Source organism: Psychrobacter sp. GP33, assembly GCF_014119005.1.
GTDB lineage: Bacteria > Pseudomonadota > Gammaproteobacteria > Pseudomonadales > Moraxellaceae > Psychrobacter.
This window is the reverse complement of record NZ_JACGYX010000002.1, coordinates 540,998-558,336: the sequence shown is the minus strand read 5'-3', so window position 1 is coordinate 558,336 and position 17,339 is coordinate 540,998. Positions and strand designations below refer to the sequence as shown.

The window sequence follows — 17,339 nt, the reverse complement described above, 5'->3', positions numbered from 1 at the left end:
CAAGATTTTTGATATGGATTAGATAATTAACAAACTTTAAAATAAGAAATAAAAAAACGCCCAGTGTTAATGTTGGGCGTTTTTTTAATAATTGAGATAGGTTATAAAAACAATAAAAAGATAGCCACTATAATCAGCACACTTAGACAACCCTGAACCAGCAAAAAAGCTTGATGCGGAGCAGCAACATGGCGCAGCATATTGCCCAATGCATTATAAGTAATGCCTGCGGCGTTAATATGGGGTGGCGTATCAAAATATTTGATAATTCGTAAAAAATCTTCCGTACGATTTGATGACCAACCGTGCGGAGCAAAAGGTAGAAAGGGTGAAAGCTGGGTCGCTTGTTGCTTGGTAGCGGGAGACCACAGCCAACGCTCTAAAAATAGTAAGCGCATGCGCCAATCTATAAAGCTACGTTCATCGATAGCTTGCAGTAATAGCACCTTAACATTCTTATGGCGCTTATCAGCAAAAATTCGCTGCTGTAGCGCTAAAACTTGCGATTTCTTGCCCTCAATACACTGCAAAAACTGTCCATTGCCGTAACACAGAATACCCGTGATACCTTGTTTCCCATTATAAGCACGCGCGTGCCCTTCTACTTCCTCAAATATCGCGGTGTTCAAACGTCCTACTAATGTCAAACTGCTCACATACACCAACTGAATCAAGGCTGACTCATCTATTTTTTCTAAAGTATTGATCGTATCGATATCACCTAAAGGCATAAAACTATAATCCTAAACAGCCGCCATAATTAGCGACTCAAAAACACAAATACTTAAATATAAAATATCTAAATCAGATGAATAAAGTATAGGCAATGATAAAATAACATTGCCAAAGCTCACAAAAATATAGTAAATGTTTACTACGTTACGCTTTTATTAAGCCCCAAGCTTGTTATCATAGCGGACGCCTGCAGCCACTTATAATGTCATTAGTAGCTAAGCTATAATTATTCCAAACTATTGTAAACATTGGAATATTGTAACTTTAATATGACGCTATTGATATCTTTTTAAGGTCGCAACTTAAGCGTTTATGGAATAGCTTAATTATTAATTACAGACATTGACGACTATGACTGCCCTGATAATTTTGCGTCTATAACGTTTGCCTTTACAAACATTTAAATTTACAAAAAGCTGTGTCAATGTATTGAGTAATAGCGCCTCTCATAGCATTAGACATGCAAACTGCTAAAACAGGAATACTATGAGTAAAATTGAGAAAATCGACGACTTTCATTTAACCATCGCCGAAATTAAGAAAAAAGATTATCCGCAATTAAAAGCCTTGATGGATCGTGTCTATGCCAATTTGGGCGGTTCATGGTCAAAAAATACCATTAATACATTAATTGATGCCTTTCCAGAAGGGCAAATTGCATTATTTGATCATGAAAAATTGATTGGTATCGTATTATCAATGCGCGTTGATTATACGAAGTTTTCTAATCCACATACCTATGATGATTTAATCGGGCAAAAAGAGATTATTAGAGACAATCCAAAAGGCGATGCCATTTATGGGTTAGATGCACTAATTGATCCTGATTATCGCGGTTATCGTTTAGGTCGCAGACTTTATGATGCCCGTAAAGAGCTGTGCCGACAGTTGAACTTCCGCGCTATTCTTGCTGGCGGTCGTATTCCAAAATACTATGACCACCAAGACTTAACACCGGGTGAATATATCGAGGCGGTTGAAGCGCGTGAGATTCACGACCCTGCATTATCGTTTCAGCTGTCAAATGGCTTTATCGTCAAACGTATTTTGACCGGATATTTGCCTGATGATAAACAGTCGAAGGGCTTTGCAACCTTGCTTGAGTGGGCAAATATTTATTATGAACCCCAAGATTATAAGCCCAATACGCGTAAATCTGAAGTACGCATTGGCGGTATTCAGTGGCAGATGCGTGAAGTTGAATCTCCTGAAGAGCTGCTGCAACAAGTAGAATTTTTCGTCGATATCATGGCGGACTATAATTCGGACTTTGCTTGCTTACCCGAATTTTTTAATGCACCGCTCATGGGGCTGTGTGAATCTACCGACCAAAATATTGCCATTCGTTTTTTAGCCGGTTACACCGAATGGTTTAAAAACGAGATTTCTCATTTAGCGGTCAGTTATAACGTCAACGTTATTTGCGGTTCCATGCCATTGCTAGATGAAGAAGACGTTTTATATAATGTGAGCTATCTATGTCGCCGCGATGGGACCGTTGAGGAGCAACGTAAAATCCATATTACTCCGCATGAACGTAGCGCGTGGGTGATTGAAGGTGGTGATAAAGTACAAGTCTTTGATACCGATGCTGGTCGTATCGGCATTTTGGTTTGTTATGATATTGAATTTCCAGAATTAGCCCGTTTGATGGCACTTGACGACATGGATATCTTATTCGTGCCGTTTTGGACCGATACCAAAAACGGCTATTTGCGCGTGCGTATTTGCGCCCAAGCACGTGCGGTTGAAAATGAATGCTATGTGATGATTTGCGGTTCCGTCGGTAACTTACCGCAAGTTGAAAGCCTTGATATTCAGTATGCGCAGTCGTCCATCTTCTCGCCATCCGATTTTGCCTTTCCGCATGATGCGATTATGGCGGAAACTACTCCCAATACAGAAATGGTTTTCTTTTCTGATATCGATCTCGATAAACTGATTCATGTGCGTAATGAAGGCTCAGTTCATAACCTAATTGACCGCCGTGATGACTTATTTAGCCTCAAATGGAAACGAAAATCAGCCATTTCAGCCAGTAAATTAACCACAGAAGAGCGTCATGAAAACTCAGGCAGTGTGTTAGATGGCGATCCCTTGCAAGGTCGTGCTTTAAAGCCTTAAGTTTAAAAATTTAGTTTTAAAACTCTAGTCTTAAAACTGATAATAGACTCTTAATATTAAATAATACGGCTGACGATTCAGCCGTTTATTTTTATCTGCCAAAAACAATTAACGTAAACCATACATTTGAAATAATAAGGCTAGAAAAGCAAATATTATGACTAACAATAGTAATATTGAAAAAATTAAAATCAAAGCAAGCTCAAAGCCAAGTCCAAAAAAGCGACTGCTATCGATACTTAAAACTGCCCTACTCTATGGCACAGTATTTATTATTGTTTATACCGCCGTTAATTGGTGGCGACAACCGATTATGCCTGCTAATCCGCAGTTACAACTGACCGATTATCAAGGTCAAACCATTGATTTGGCAGATTTAAGTGCTGATAAGCCAACGTTGGTTTATTTTTGGGGCACATGGTGCCCGATATGTCGCACAACTTCGCCTGCTGTGAATACGCTTGCCGAACAAGGGAACTATCCTGTGGTCACAATCGCCATAAAATCCGGTAATAATCAAGAATTGCATGATTATTTAAGTGAGCATAAATACAGCTTTACGACAGTGAATGACCAAGAAGGCGCTATATTCGCCGATTGGCAAGGACAAGTGACACCCTCATTTGTGATTTTAAAAGATGGTGAGATGAGCCAAGGTCTTACCGGCATCCAACCATTATGGTCACTTAAATTAAGATTATGGCTAAGCTCTTTATAACTTATAATCACTTTATCGTAAAAAACAGACCAGAAAAAGCCTGCTAATAAACAGTTGTCACCCTAATTATTATAGGGATAAACCATCACTTAACAGGCTTTTTATTTACCAGTGATATCACGAAAATAGCTTTAAATTATATACCGAACATCAATTGATAAGTGAGCCTAGCTCAACAAAATCGTAGCCTAGTGCATCGGCAACGGCTTTATAAGTCACATGACCTTGGGCAGTGTTCACGCCTTTTGCTAGCGCTTCATTATCATTACAAGCTTTCTCAAAGCCTTTATTTGCCAATGCCATCACATACGGTAGCGTCACGTTAGACAATGCCATGGTTGAAGTGCGTGGTACCGCGCCTGGAATATTAGCAACGGCATAATGAATCACGCCATGCTTGACATAGGTTGCATCATCATGGGTTGTGATACGGTCGGTAGTCTCAAACATGCCGCCTTGGTCGATGGCAATATCGATGACAACGCCGCCTGGCTGCATTGATTTAATCATCTCTTCAGTCACTAACTTTGGCGTTGCTGCACCAGGAATCAGAACCGCACCAATAACCAAATCGCTGTTTTTAACACTTTCAGCAATGTTTAATTTGGTTGACATCAACGTCTGCACACCACTACCAAACATCTCGGATAGCTCTTTTAGACGGGTTGGGCTCAAGTCCAAAATAGTCACGTCAGCACGCAGACCAATGGCAATTTTTGCCGCTTCCGTACCTGATACACCGCCACCAACGATGGTCACTTTACCTTTTTGGACTCCCGGTACGCCGCCAAGCAAGATACCTTTACCGCCATAAAAAGACTGTAAATACTGCGCGCCAATCTGTGTACTCATACGTCCAGCAATTTCACTCATAGGGGTTAATAATGGTAATGAGCGGTCTGCTAATTGGACAGTTTCATATGCGATACCATTTACTTTACTCTCTACTAGTATCTTGGCAAGTTTCGGCTCAGCTGCCAAATGTAGATAGGTAAATAAGGTTAAACCTTCTTTTAAATAAGGGTACTCATCAGATTGAGGTTCTTTCACTTTCACTAACAAATCGACATCCCACGCTTCAGCAGCAGTCGTCACAATAGTCGCGCCCGCATCGCTATAATCAGCATCGGTAAACTGTGAACCAATACCGGCATTGGTCTCAACATAGACCGTATGACCGGCATCAATCAGAGCATTTACGCCGCTTGGGGTTAAGCCAACACGATTTTCGTTGTTTTTTACTTCCTTTGGGATACCTACTTTCATTGTTGCTCCTTGCGTGGTGGTTACTCTAGGTAAAGAATTTTCAACTTGGGTTAAAAGGTTCCATAAATCAGACGACGTAAAATCATGAACAATACTGAATGTTTTGGCGTATTAAAACGTAGACAGCACGGATGATTATGACAGAATAATAAAGTCGTTAATATCTCAGTGCGAAGATTATCGCGTTTGAATGCTACTAAGGATAAATTGTCGATGCTATTGCAGTTCAGGACATTCTGCTGATAGTGACATTATTAATAAAGGTTATCACAATATTATAATCAGATATTTATTACCGTTAAGGTAAGCAAAGTGATTTTCACGCTATGATAACAAAGAGGAAATAAAAACCATTTCAAACAGATAGATTATGGTCATGCTCGGTATGCTTATTGAATATCATAATAAGAATGATTGAATACAGCTCTAACAAACACCTTATTGTGATGACATGTGTTTTAATGATAAACAATGGGTATCAGCGTTCATTATAATTTGATGATAAGATACTTCATAGCGATAACGTCTGATAAGCGAATAACTGCTAACAGTAATCTTTATTTTTAGTACACCTTTTGGTTTGGTAATCATAACCATTAAGAATACATTTTAGTATTTAGTATCGCTTAAGTTAGCACAATATCAGACGATTGTTAAGCGTGGTTATCATTATTATTACTATTGAATTTCACATAAATAAACAACAGCCGTAACAACACTTCTTACCCTACTCGTTTTGTCATATAATGACAGGCGTTTTTAGCGCTTTTTTGCTGATTTATTTTTATACTTCTATTGGTTTTATGATAAACACCCTCATCGACTATTCACCACTCCTACATCAAATAAAGAACTCCCTCTATGACTGATAAACCAAGCCTTGATTATAAAGATACGTTAAACCTTGCTGACACTGTATTTCCGATGCGTGCCAATTTAGCCAATCGCGAGCCAGATTGGTTGAGCGCTTGGGAAGCGGACGATGTATATGGCAAGATTCGTCAAGCACGTGCAGGCGCACCTAAATATATTTTGCACGACGGTCCTCCGTACGCCAATGGTCAGATTCACTTGGGTCATGCGGTCAATAAAGTGTTGAAAGACATTATCGTCAAGTCAAAAACCTTATCCGGTTTTGATGCGCCTTATGTACCGGGTTGGGACTGTCATGGTCTGCCTATCGAGCAAAAAGTCGAAGCCAAAGTCGGTAAAGTTGGGCAAAAAGTATCGGCAACAGAGTTTCGTGGATTATGCCGTGAATACGCCAAAAGCCAAGTGGCGCTACAAATGGCGGATTTTAAACGTTTGGGCGTGTTTGGCGACTGGGACAATCCTTACTTGACCATGAACTTTGCGCAAGAAGCCAATATCGTGCGCTCGCTTGCCAAGATTTATGACAATGGTCATGTGACCCGTGGCATGAAGCCGGTTAACTGGTGCTTGGATTGTAGCTCGGCATTGGCTGAAGCCGAAGTAGAGTATCAAGATAAAGTATCCGATGCTATTTATGTGAGCTTTGATGTTTTAGATACTGACAAGATTGCTGAGTTGGCGGCGATTGAAGGCGGTATGGCGGCAGTTATTTGGACGACGACGCCTTGGACATTGCCTGCTAACCAAGCGATTTCAGTGCATCCCGAACATGACTATTCAGTCGTTGCGACTGAAAAAGGTAATTTATTATTAGCCACTGACCTTATCGAAACGGCGCTAACAGCGCTTGAGCTAAGCAATCAAGGTGTATTAGCAACCGTATCAGGTCGCACCCTTGAAGGGTTACATGCGCAGCATCCACTGATTAGCGAGCGTCAAGTACCATTGATTTTGGGCGATCACGTGACGACCGATAGCGGTACTGGCTTAGTGCATACGGCTCCCGGTCACGGTGTAGACGATTATATTGTTGGCTTAAAATATAATTTACCGGTTGAGAATCCAGTCAATGGTAATGGCGTGTATTTGGATACCGCAGCAGTATTTGCAGGCGAGCATATTTATAAAGCCAACCCAAAAATTATCGCCACTTTACATGAAAACGGTCATTTATTAAGCCATACCAAAATTGAGCACAGCTATCCACATTGCTGGCGTCATAAGTCGCCAATTATCTTTCGCGCAACCCCGCAGTGGTTTATCAGTATGGAAGCTAAGGGCTTACGTGAACAGGCACTTGCTGATATCAAAACTGTGAATTGGACGCCAGCATGGGGTCAAAATCGCATTGAAGCCATGATGACCGATCGTCCTGACTGGTGTATTTCCCGCCAGCGTACATGGGGCGTGCCGATTGCTTTCTTTACCCATAAAGAAACGGGCGAGCTGCATCCTAATACGTTGGAATTGATGGAAGTGGCAGCACAAAAAATCGCAGCAGGCGGCGTAGAAGCTTGGTTTGATGCCAGTTGTGAAGATTTTTTGGGCGCTGAAGCGGCAGATTATGATAAAGCCACGGATACGCTAGATGTGTGGTTTGATTCTGGAACGACCCATTTTACCGTTCTTGAGCAACGTGATGAGCTGACCAATCCTGCCGATTTATATTTAGAAGGCTCAGACCAACATCGCGGTTGGTTCCAGACCTCGATATTAACGTCTGAGGCGATGTACGGTCGCCCGCCCTTTAAGCAAGTATTGACCCACGGCTTTGTCGTCGATGCCAACGGTCGCAAGATGAGTAAATCGCTTGGCAACATCATCACCCCGCAAGAGGAAATCAATAAAACGGGCGCAGATATGCTGCGTTTGTGGATTGCTTCTAGTGACTATCGCTATGAGATGAGCGCAGGCAAAACGTCATTTAAAGGTGCGGTCGATATGTATCGCCGTATTCGTAACACTTTACGCTTTTTGCTTGCCAATACCGATGACTTTAATCCTGCTACCGATAGCGTCGATATCAATGAGTTGGTCAGCCTTGATAAATTCATCATGGAGCGCGCGCAAACGGTACAAGCACAAATCGTTAGTGCTTATGATGCGATGGACTTCCATCAAGTCACTCAGCATGTGACGGCATTTTGCTCACAAGATTTGGGTGGATTTTATCTCGATATTATCAAAGATCGTCAGTACACCACTCAAACGGATGGCAAACCGCGCCGTTCAGCGCAAACCGCGATTTACCATATCGCCCAAGCGTTAATTCGTTGGATTACACCGATTTTAACCTTTACCGCGCAAGAAGCGTGGGAAGTACTGAATAAAGATGATACCAATGCCGAGGGTTATGTATTTACGCAAATGTGGTATGACTTTCCAGCGTTTGAATTAAGCGCTATCAGTGCTGATGACTGGCAACATATCATGCGTGCTAAAGATATGGTCAATAAACATATCGAAACCGCACGTGAAAATAAGCTGATTAACGCCAATCTATCCGCTGATGTGGTGTTAACTGCCAATGGTGCGATGTATGACAGCTTAGCGAAGCTTGGTGAAGAATTACGCTTTGTATTGATTACCAGTAAGGCTACTTTGCAACCCAAGAGTGCAGCCGTTCAAGACACTAGTGCAGACGGCAACATAGACGAGTCAGCAGATTTAAGTATTGAAGTAAAAGCTGCTGAAGGGACTAAATGCGTACGCTGCTGGCATGTGCGTGATGATATCGGTGTTGATGCCACCCATCCTGAGCTGTGCGCACGCTGCGTAACCAATTTGAGCGGTGATGGCGAGGTGCGTCATTATGCATAAAGCGCCGCCTAACTCGATCACTGATACGCCTGAGCTCGATGTTATTAATGAGGATGAAGATAGCAAAAGTACTGTAGACATCATTACGTTAGACGATGCCTCGATTGAGACCACTCATGACAAGGTAGACGTCAATGCAAGCAACAATACTAATATTGATATTGCTGCTAATACCAATGCCAGTCATGAGAAAGCAAATCATGAAAGTGCTAGTAGAGCTATTTTTAGCCAAAATGACAGTTCTGAGACCATCAAACCTGCGCACGTGACTACTGGCAGTTCACTCACGCCTAAAGGTCGCCTGAATAAGACACCAAAGCTTATTGCGAATGGCAACTATGCGGTCAGATGGTACGGACTTTCGCTACTGGTACTCATCATTGACCAATGGACTAAATGGCTGGCTGAAACCAAACTTACTTTTCAAGAGCCGGTATCCGTTATTGAGCCGATTTTAAATTGGACCTTAGCATACAATTATGGTGCTGCCTTTAGCTTTTTAGCCGATGCTGGTGGTTGGCAAAAGTGGTTTTTTGCCATTCTTGCGCTAGTGATGTCAGTATTTTTAATCGGTTATTTGATTAAAGCCCCCCGTCAAGCAAAGCTGTTATCATTGGGTTTAGCGTTGGTACTGGGCGGTGCAGTTGGTAATTTAATCGACCGCTTACTGCATGGTCACGTTATCGACTTTATCCATGTACATTATGCGGATGCATGGCATTACCCTATCTTTAATATTGCCGATATGGGCATCAGTATTGGGGTCGCTTTGATTGTGATTGACATGCTATTTTTGGAAAAAAAGCGCCAAAACTGATAGAAATAACCATTGAATAAAAAACCCGTCATAGTTCACTATGGCGGGTTTTTTATTCAATAATGATAACTTTCAATATAAAATCTCAGAAAATCGACAACTATCAAAAAGGTAACAGCTCTTTATTGGTTAATAAAACCAACAACCCAGCCAAATTAATCAATACGGTTAAATAATACGTCATCCGAAAATCAACTTTTTGCGATTTATGACGTAAATAAGTCTGCGCGACCATCGCACCTACCCAACCGCCAAGCACACTTAAGAGATGCAAAGTCGATTCCGGTGTACGCCATTCACTACTTTGCGCAGCTGCTTTGTCTTTGGCATACATCAAATACGTCACCAGCCCCAAGGCGATATACCATCCAACAATCAACCAGCTTAATTTGTCCATAATTGCCAATAATATAAGCACCAGATAAAATCCAACGCCTACGAATAAACGCTTTTTTTGGCCGGCTTCAAAATCAGCTTGAATACTGCGTTTATGATTGCGCTGACGAATTTGTTTGTTTTTTTGTGCCATCTGCTGCTTTACAAAACCAAGCTCTTGTACTTGTTTCGCTTGCATACGTCCTTGATTGTCATATTCGACACTGAATACCACCTCTTCGCCGATATTTGGACGACGCTGCGCTTTAAACTCGCTGACATGAAAAAAAACCTGCTCGCGCGCCTCAGTTTCAATAAAACCGAAACCCTTATCTTCTTGCCATTTTTTAATTTGACCTTGCTGTCTGGCTGCCATTTTTACCTACCTAATTTATGACTATAAAATATATTAGGTATATATGATATCTCTGATATAAAATTTTTACTTTATTATTAACGACACTTTTTTTGCTCGAAGACATCAGCTTCTGCTATTTCACTGAGAATTTGTTGACATGATAAGTTAACATCGCTTATTTTTTTAGTCTGTACTACATGTGGTGTAGCACAACCCTGTGCTAGTAGTGCAAAAGTTCCAAGCACTAGAATAATTTTTTTATTAATATAAGGCGAGAAATGGGATTTATTTATCTATACTAATTCTCATTTAACAGTTCGCAGTGTAGGCATTATGCTAAACTATTTTTTGAGCTTAACTTCTCTTACTACTTCAAAAAATGGCGTTACCACTATGACCGACTCGCAATTTATCAACCCCAATGAAGACACGCGCATCACTTATGGCAGCCTTGTAAAGTTGCATTTTGAAGTGTCATTAGAAAATGGGACAGTAATCGACTCCACCTATAATCGCGATATGCCTGTGACCTTGACGATTGGCGATGAGAGTTTGCTACCAGGGTTCGAGCAAGTGCTGATGAACCTACGTGCAGGAGACACACGCAGCGCCCACTTGGAACCTGAGCAAGCATTTGGAGACTGGAATGCGGATAATGTTCAGCATTTTAGCCGCTCTCAGTTTGCCCTTATCGCGGATAATCCTGAGGTTGGCATGCTGATTGAATTTGAAGATAAAGGTAAAAATACCTTGCCCGGTACTATCAGCGCGGTCAATGCAGACGAGATTGACGTGGATTTTAATCATCCACTCGCAGGACAAATGGTATTGTTTAAAGTGACAATATTTCAAGTAACACCGCCTGGGGTTACAGGCATTCAGCTGAGTTAAAGATTTTATTATTAAAACTTTATTATGGCATTGGAATAGCACAGTTATCTTGATAGAAAACTTTAGACCAGCAGTAAATCGGCAAGAAATAGCATAAAAAAGGACACGCACATGCAGTATCAAACTCTGCCCCAACTGAATGAAAAAGTTTCCAAAATATGTTTAGGCACCATGACTTGGGGACAACAAAATACTGAAAATGACGCGCATGCCCAGATGGATATGGCGTTAAGTGAAGGCGTCAATTTTTGGGATACTGCTGAGATGTATCCTTCCCCACCTGATAAAGATAAACAAGGTGATACTGAGCGTTTTATGGGTACTTGGTTCGCAAAAACCAAGCAACGCAATAAGGTCATACTTGCCAGTAAAATATCACCAATGAGCTTTTTGCGTAACGGTCAAACCCGTTTTAACGCTCAGCATATCAGTAGCGCGATTGATGACAACTTAACGCGCTTGCAGACCGATTATATTGATATATATCAGCTACATTGGCCTGAGCGTCAAGCCAATTTTTTTGGTCAGCTTGGTTATGATAATGACATGGCAGCACAACCATTAGATAACTTAACGCCATTTTTAGAAACCATTCAGGCATTAAATGATGAGATTAAAAAAGGGCGTATACGCGCTTATGGCCTATCCAACGATACCCCGTGGGGCATCATGCGCTATTTATGGGAAGCCGATAAAAACAACTTAATCGCGCCCATTACTATTCAAAATCCATATAGTTTGCTGAATCGTCTTTATGAAGTGGGGCTTGCAGAAATATCACACCGTGAAAATATTGGACTATTGGCGTACTCGCCTCTTGGCTTCGGTGTGTTGTCTGGCAAATATCTGGGTGGCAAACGTCCAGCTGGCGCGCGCTTGACTGAATACGATCGCTATGATCGCTATATTAATGAGCAGGCTCAGTGGACAACCGCGCAATATGCCAAAATTGCTGCGGATGCTGGGCTTGATATGGCTCAGATGGCATTGGCGTTTGTTAATTCCCGACCTTTTGTTACCAGTAATATTATTGGTGCTACCAGCCTTAAGCAGCTAAAATCTAATATTGACAGTATAAATATCACATTAAGCGCAGAGGTATTAGAAGCGATTGAGACAGTACATATTCAGCAGCCAAATCCGTCCCCTTAAGCGTATATTCGATTTTTATAAAGGTAAAAATGCATTCTAGTACTAAAGTCAAAAAAGGCGTTAATCATCGAGATTAACGCCTTTTTTATAACACTAATATAGAATGTAATTACTTATAAAACAGTTGCCGTACCCTCAGAGGAGGTACGTAATACACGTGCATGGAGCTCTGCTAGACCTTCTTGCATCTGCTGCTGTAACATATTGGTCAGCTGGCTTTTGTTATAGCCATTCGGATCGAGTGGAGACAGCGGTAGGACATAAGCAGTCACACCTTTACTATCAAGCACACGTTTTATACTGTCCTTCATGGTCATTTTACCAAAATAGGGCAACTCTTCACTTAACGTGCCGTCTTTATTCACGTAACACAACACTACTGGCTGAATAGGTACGCACGCATCAATAGCAGCTTGTAACAAAGTACCATGAATGCGTCTAATTTTTTTGCCATCCGTGGTAGTCGCTTCTGGAAAAAATATAACCGAAAACCCTTCATTTAAAAAGCTGGCGATTTGGGAGGTGACCGAGCTCACATCACCTGAACCACGCTTAATAAACACCGTGCCAGCAGCGTGAACCAATTTACCAAAAATTGGCCAATCGCCAATCTCTGCTTTTGATAAAAAAAACGCTGGACTGACACTACCTACGACAGGAATATCCATCCACGACACATGATTCGAGACCCATAAGCCATGATGCTGAGGCACCGGCTCAACCTGCACCACCTGCACACCAAAGGAACCTGCCATTTTGCGACAAAAGGTTTGAATATAGCGCGGTAGCTTTTCCCGCGGTGGCTCGCGAAAAGCGCCAATACGCTGAGCGGTACGCATGCCACCTGCAATCGTGGTAGTCATACCAGCGATTTGCTTACCACGACCTAAGTTTTTTCTGACTGAAAAGCCTGACTTTGATTGGCTCATCTGTGTTCCTCATGTATGAATAACGGTAAAAAACGATTTAAGTATAGCAAAGTTTTATGAGTCAGTGATGAATTGTTCACTCAATGCATGAAGTCTATTTGGTGTTAACTTTAACTCTACGCAGCTCGAAAATATCGCTATCTAGCTTAAGACTGGTGCGCCTGTTTTAAGCCAAATGGGATTAAATAAATAAAGAAGAGATAAAACATCCTAGGATAAAAACTGTAACATAAAACCCTTATTAATTACTTACAAACGCTTTAATATCAAGTGATAAGACCGCATATTAAGGGTTATCTGAACGCTACTTTGATATGCCTTTGTATAAGTAGTAGCGATTTATTTACTTTATTTATAGGTGATACTCTTTGGAATATTTTGTAAGACATGAAGGTGGCGAGCGCGCCATATTGGTACATTTGGACATCCGCCAGATACAAGATCCTGATGACTTGAACGAGTTTGAGTTATTGGCAGACTCAGCGGGTGCGAACCCATTAGCATTGGTTACCGGATCACGACAACGACCGGATGCCAGATACTTTGTGGGCAGCGGTAAGGCAGAAGAAATCGCTGAATTGGTGCGAGAACATGAGGCAGATATCGTGCTATTTAATCACAGCTTATCGCCATCACAAGAGCGTAACTTAGAATCACTTGTGCAGTGCCGCGTTCTTGACCGCACGGGTTTGATTTTAGATATTTTCGCCCAGCGTGCCCGTACTTATGAAGGTAAACTGCAGGTCGAGCTTGCTCAGCTGAATCATTTATCAACGCGCTTGGTACGCGGTTGGACGCATTTAGAACGTCAAAAAGGTGGTATCGGTCTGCGTGGACCCGGTGAAACACAGCTTGAGACGGATCGCCGCCTACTACAAGTTCGAGTTACTCAGCTAAAATCGCGTATTGAAAAGGTCAGACAGACACGCGCACAAGGTCGTGCCCGCCGTCAAAAGTCAGACGTACCCACCATCTCATTAATCGGTTATACCAATGCTGGTAAATCAACGTTATTTAATCGCTTGGTTGATGAAAATATTTATGCTGCGGACAAATTATTTGCGACTCTAGATCCTACCCTGCGCCGCTTAGATTGGCAAGGCGTTGGTCGTGTGGTATTGGTGGATACGGTTGGTTTCGTGCGCCACTTACCTCATGAATTGGTTGAGTCGTTTCACGCAACGCTCGAAGAAACCTTAGAGGCAGATTTGCTGTTGCACGTGATTGACTCTGCCAGCGATGATATGCATGAGCAGATTCAAGCGGTCAAAGATGTGTTGGCTGAGATTGACAATCATGTGCCTGTGCTCAATGTGTATAATAAAATCGACTTGACCAATGAGCCGGCTCATATTAGCTATGCAAGCGAAGGTCAGCCCAGCCGAGTTTATGTGTCTTCTAGAGAAAATCTCGGTATGGAAGAGTTGTCTTTAGCGGTGCAACAGCTGCTTACTGGCACGTTGACTACCTTTGATTTAACCCTACCTTATACCGCAGGTCAGCTTAAAAATTCCTTGTATGAGCTGGGTGTAATTTTAGAAGAAAGCTATGATGATACAGGGCATGAGCGCTTAACTATTCGACTGCCAAGTGACAGACTCAAGCAATTACTTGGTCAAGCAGATTTATCCCCACTTGATGTGTTGCCATTGGCACAAGCAACCTTAGTAATGCCTATTTTAGAGCCGTTTGAGCAACCAGATAGCGTTGAAGAAAAGGCTGATGCTGGCACAGAGCTCGTAACAGAAGAGATATTAACGGAAGATGGCTATCTTGCTGAAGAAGGTTATTTAGTAGAAAACGCTGATTCTAAGTCTGTTAATCCGTCTGTATAACGCTTCGTAATAGCTTAGATTTAATTAAAGGTCTGACGGTTTTCATTATTTTTCATAGTGGATACCATCAGACCTTTTTTCATACAATTTTTTAGCACTAATTACGACTCTGAAAGCACTGTAAAGTTTATAACTGTATGGCCCTGTCAGCATATGGTATTAGCAAGTATGGCTATCTTTACTTGACTAACCTCCTCACATTCCTTAGTTCTACTTCCATCTTCAATCGATTGTCAATTTGGCAAGGATTAACTATTTATGAAGCCGATTTAATCCTCTCGCCTCCCTTTGTAGCTTGATATTCTTCTCACCTTAATGATTGTCATCGTGGTACGCGAATCAGCGGTCATCGTTTGTGATTAGTTTGGCATTAAAAAAGCTGCAAATGTGGTGGTGATGTTTATCATTTTAATGAGCTGGCGCATGCTTACAGGGTTGCCAAGTTGGCTGACTCGAGCGAGTAATACTTTATTGGTCGACAGTGGCTTTTCATTTTTGCCCGTATCCTAGCAAAGCGCGTGCCGTGACTGCCGATGGTCATTACCGCAATGGCGCTGGGCGTTCTTTTCCTATTCATTTTTCGATGGGATTACAACCACTATTATAGTGTAGCAAAACCCGTTTTTGACAACTCACTGGGTTATGTGACAGTGTTACTGGTATTATTGTTGGCGGCTATGGATTTTAAAGGATTACCGATCAAGCAGCTGATTATTATTGTGGTCATAGCCAGCGTGGGTGGTGCTTTATTACCGATGGGACTGGCGTATCTGTTCTCACTCAGCCATGACACGTTACTGGCGTTTGCAACACGCTCAGTTAGTACGCCAATTGGCTTAAGTGTTGCTAGCCTCATCAAAGTACCTTTAGCATTCGCTAACCTTATCATTATTGTGTCCGGTCTTATCGGTGCAACCTTTGCGCCCGTACTATTCCGTAATGTCAAAGACGACCGCGCTAAAGGGTTGGCATTAGGGCTCACCGCTCACGTTTTGGTACGGTTGAGGCATGGCAAATCAGTCATACGGCGGGACGCTATGCAGCGTTTGAATTTGCTGTAAATGGTCTACTTACAGCAATATGGATACCTATATTTGTTAGCACTTTTGGTATTTAAATAGATTGGATTCTTTATATTTATTGGTTATTCTAGTGCGCCTAACGCACCAATTAAATATCTCAAAATGCAAGTCTTGAACACCTAACTCTTACTATACTAATCGCTAGGATTTTGATTTGTTTCACCTTTTTACAAATCAATCTTGGTTTTCATAGGCTTTTCAAGTAACAAAATAGGGCAAAAAGTTATTTTATGCTATAGTAAGCAGCTATTATCTTTTGTATCCATTACAATTGTCTTTCGTAAGTTTTGTCAGTAATTTATATGCATACTGACAATTACGGTAAACGTATTGCCCTGCTATACACTGTCATGATTGGCGCGGCACGTTACTATTATTCGATAACAAGTGATATCTATATGATGAATGTTACCACTTTTTTTAGCCGTCGGCTGCCCTCTGCTCTACTTACTACACTCACCCTATCTACCCTTGCATTAACCACAGTTACCACCGCTCAAGCTGCCAGTGTGGCTATTTATAAAGATAAGCGTGGTCAAGTATTACTGACTAATGTCCAGCCTAGTGGTAAATTTGACAAGTACAATAAAAAAGTCAGAGAAACGTATTATCGTAACGATAATAGTAGTAACACCTATACTGATAATATCAGTAATCAAATTTATGGCAGCAGCACCACAAGTAATAGTAATAGCCGCAATGCTTATGACAGCTACATTCGTGATTCAGCCCAGCGTCATGGTATAGACCCCGCGCTGCTAAAAGCAATGATGCATACTGAGTCTTCATTTAACCCAAATGCACGCTCTCCTGTAGGGGCGCAAGGGCTGATGCAGCTCATGCCAGCGACCGCACGACGCTTTAAAGTCAGTAATGCTTGGAACCCTTCTGAGAATATCGAAGGTTCTGCTAAATATTTAGCTTGGCTGATGCGCCGCTTTAATAATAGAGTGGAATATGCAGTAGCTGGTTATAATGCTGGTGAAGGTAATGTCGATAAATACAACGGCATTCCACCGTTTAAAGAAACCCGCAATTACGTTAAATCAGTCATGAGTCGATATAATAGTCTGTATAAAAATGATGCTAGCCTATTTGGCAATGGTGGCATGAATGCGAATAATATTCCGGCACAAGCATCTAACGATGGTGGCGCGGTTAGAGTCAGTTATGGTACCAATAATAATAGTAATAGTAATAGTAGCGGTCGTGCCAGTTACTCTAATTCTGCGTATGCTGCATTACGCTAACACTATCTAATAGATTTATCATTGATATAAAAAAGCCCGTTATCATATAGCGGGCTTTTTTATATCAATATTTAGCTAAGAACTATCAAATTAGGTATTACTTAACTTAATAGC

General features: G+C 41.6%; 12 protein-coding genes and 1 pseudogene. 9 read left to right on the top strand and 4 right to left on the bottom strand.

Annotated elements, in window-relative coordinates; all coding sequences use genetic code 11:
- Positions 1-101: 101 nt before the first annotated feature.
- Positions 102-731, bottom strand: coding sequence for a BLUF domain-containing protein (locus tag H2245_RS04800; protein WP_182406213.1), 630 nt, complete (start codon positions 729-731; stop codon positions 102-104).
- A 490-nt stretch (positions 732-1,221) separates the two neighbouring features.
- Between H2245_RS04800 and H2245_RS04795 the strand changes: the two genes are divergently transcribed.
- Positions 1,222-2,859: a bifunctional GNAT family N-acetyltransferase/carbon-nitrogen hydrolase family protein gene (locus H2245_RS04795; RefSeq protein ID WP_182406212.1), complete on the top strand. Its 1,638-nt coding sequence runs from the start codon at positions 1,222-1,224 to the stop codon at positions 2,857-2,859.
- Positions 2,860-3,016: 157 nt separating this feature from the next.
- Positions 3,017-3,577 (top strand): protein disulfide oxidoreductase, encoded by a 561-nt coding sequence (locus H2245_RS04790; protein WP_182406211.1) that lies wholly within the window; start codon positions 3,017-3,019, stop codon positions 3,575-3,577.
- A gap of 150 nt (positions 3,578-3,727) precedes the next feature.
- Here H2245_RS04790 and ald read toward each other — a convergent pair whose 3' ends face one another.
- On the bottom strand, positions 3,728-4,843 hold the full coding sequence (gene ald, locus H2245_RS04785; RefSeq protein ID WP_182406210.1) for an alanine dehydrogenase: 1,116 nt from the start codon (positions 4,841-4,843) through the stop codon (positions 3,728-3,730).
- An 861-nt stretch (positions 4,844-5,704) separates the two neighbouring features.
- On the opposite strand from ald, the gene ileS reads away from it, so the two are divergent.
- Positions 5,705-8,536, top strand: coding sequence for an isoleucine--tRNA ligase (gene ileS, locus H2245_RS04780; protein ID WP_182406209.1), 2,832 nt, complete (start codon positions 5,705-5,707; stop codon positions 8,534-8,536).
- Positions 8,537-8,756: 220 nt separating this feature from the next.
- Positions 8,757-9,353: a signal peptidase II gene (lspA, locus tag H2245_RS04775; protein WP_182406266.1), complete on the top strand. Its 597-nt coding sequence runs from the start codon at positions 8,757-8,759 to the stop codon at positions 9,351-9,353.
- Between the two features lie 103 nt (positions 9,354-9,456).
- Here lspA and H2245_RS04770 read toward each other — a convergent pair whose 3' ends face one another.
- Positions 9,457-10,104 (bottom strand): cold shock and DUF1294 domain-containing protein, encoded by a 648-nt coding sequence (locus H2245_RS04770; protein WP_182406208.1) that lies wholly within the window; start codon positions 10,102-10,104, stop codon positions 9,457-9,459.
- A 375-nt stretch (positions 10,105-10,479) separates the two neighbouring features.
- On the opposite strand from H2245_RS04770, the gene H2245_RS04765 reads away from it, so the two are divergent.
- On the top strand, positions 10,480-10,977 hold the full coding sequence (locus tag H2245_RS04765; protein WP_182406207.1) for a peptidylprolyl isomerase: 498 nt from the start codon (positions 10,480-10,482) through the stop codon (positions 10,975-10,977).
- 111 nt (positions 10,978-11,088) lie between these two features.
- Entirely contained in the window at positions 11,089-12,129 is a 1,041-nt protein-coding gene (locus tag H2245_RS04760; protein WP_182406206.1) for an aldo/keto reductase, read from the top strand.
- Positions 12,130-12,242: 113 nt separating this feature from the next.
- Here the strand turns inward: H2245_RS04760 and H2245_RS04755 are convergent, their stop codons facing one another.
- Positions 12,243-13,058, bottom strand: coding sequence for a 1-acyl-sn-glycerol-3-phosphate acyltransferase (locus H2245_RS04755; protein WP_182406205.1), 816 nt, complete (start codon positions 13,056-13,058; stop codon positions 12,243-12,245).
- 368 nt (positions 13,059-13,426) lie between these two features.
- On the opposite strand from H2245_RS04755, the gene hflX reads away from it, so the two are divergent.
- The 3 genes and pseudogenes from hflX (at position 13,427) to H2245_RS04740 (ending at position 17,225) form a co-directional block, all read left to right on the top strand.
- Complete coding sequence (gene hflX, locus H2245_RS04750; RefSeq protein WP_182406204.1) at positions 13,427-14,893, top strand: ribosome rescue GTPase HflX; 1,467 nt, start codon at positions 13,427-13,429, stop codon at positions 14,891-14,893.
- Between the two features lie 491 nt (positions 14,894-15,384).
- A pseudogene (locus tag H2245_RS04745) lies at positions 15,385-16,010 on the top strand (LrgB family protein); the annotation flags it as partial.
- A 363-nt stretch (positions 16,011-16,373) separates the two neighbouring features.
- Complete coding sequence (locus tag H2245_RS04740) at positions 16,374-17,225, top strand: lytic transglycosylase domain-containing protein (RefSeq protein WP_182406265.1); 852 nt, start codon at positions 16,374-16,376, stop codon at positions 17,223-17,225.
- Positions 17,226-17,339: the final 114 nt, after the last annotated feature.

What these genes read in the sequence shown, in the direction of transcription:
- H2245_RS04800 (WP_182406213.1), bottom strand. Translation starts at nt 731, where the DNA reads ATGCCTTTAGGTGATATCGATACGATCAATACTTTAGAAAAAATAGAT.
- H2245_RS04795 (WP_182406212.1), top strand. Translation starts at nt 1,222, where the DNA reads ATGAGTAAAATTGAGAAAATCGACGACTTTCATTTAACCATCGCCGAA.
- H2245_RS04790 (WP_182406211.1), top strand. Translation starts at nt 3,017, where the DNA reads ATGACTAACAATAGTAATATTGAAAAAATTAAAATCAAAGCAAGCTCA.
- ald (WP_182406210.1), bottom strand. Translation starts at nt 4,843, where the DNA reads ATGAAAGTAGGTATCCCAAAGGAAGTAAAAAACAACGAAAATCGTGTT.
- ileS (WP_182406209.1), top strand. Translation starts at nt 5,705, where the DNA reads ATGACTGATAAACCAAGCCTTGATTATAAAGATACGTTAAACCTTGCT.
- H2245_RS04770 (WP_182406208.1), bottom strand. Translation starts at nt 10,104, where the DNA reads ATGGCAGCCAGACAGCAAGGTCAAATTAAAAAATGGCAAGAAGATAAG.
- H2245_RS04765 (WP_182406207.1), top strand. Translation starts at nt 10,480, where the DNA reads ATGACCGACTCGCAATTTATCAACCCCAATGAAGACACGCGCATCACT.
- H2245_RS04760 (WP_182406206.1), top strand. Translation starts at nt 11,089, where the DNA reads ATGCAGTATCAAACTCTGCCCCAACTGAATGAAAAAGTTTCCAAAATA.
- H2245_RS04755 (WP_182406205.1), bottom strand. Translation starts at nt 13,058, where the DNA reads ATGAGCCAATCAAAGTCAGGCTTTTCAGTCAGAAAAAACTTAGGTCGT.
- H2245_RS04740 (WP_182406265.1), top strand. Translation starts at nt 16,374, where the DNA reads ATGATGAATGTTACCACTTTTTTTAGCCGTCGGCTGCCCTCTGCTCTA.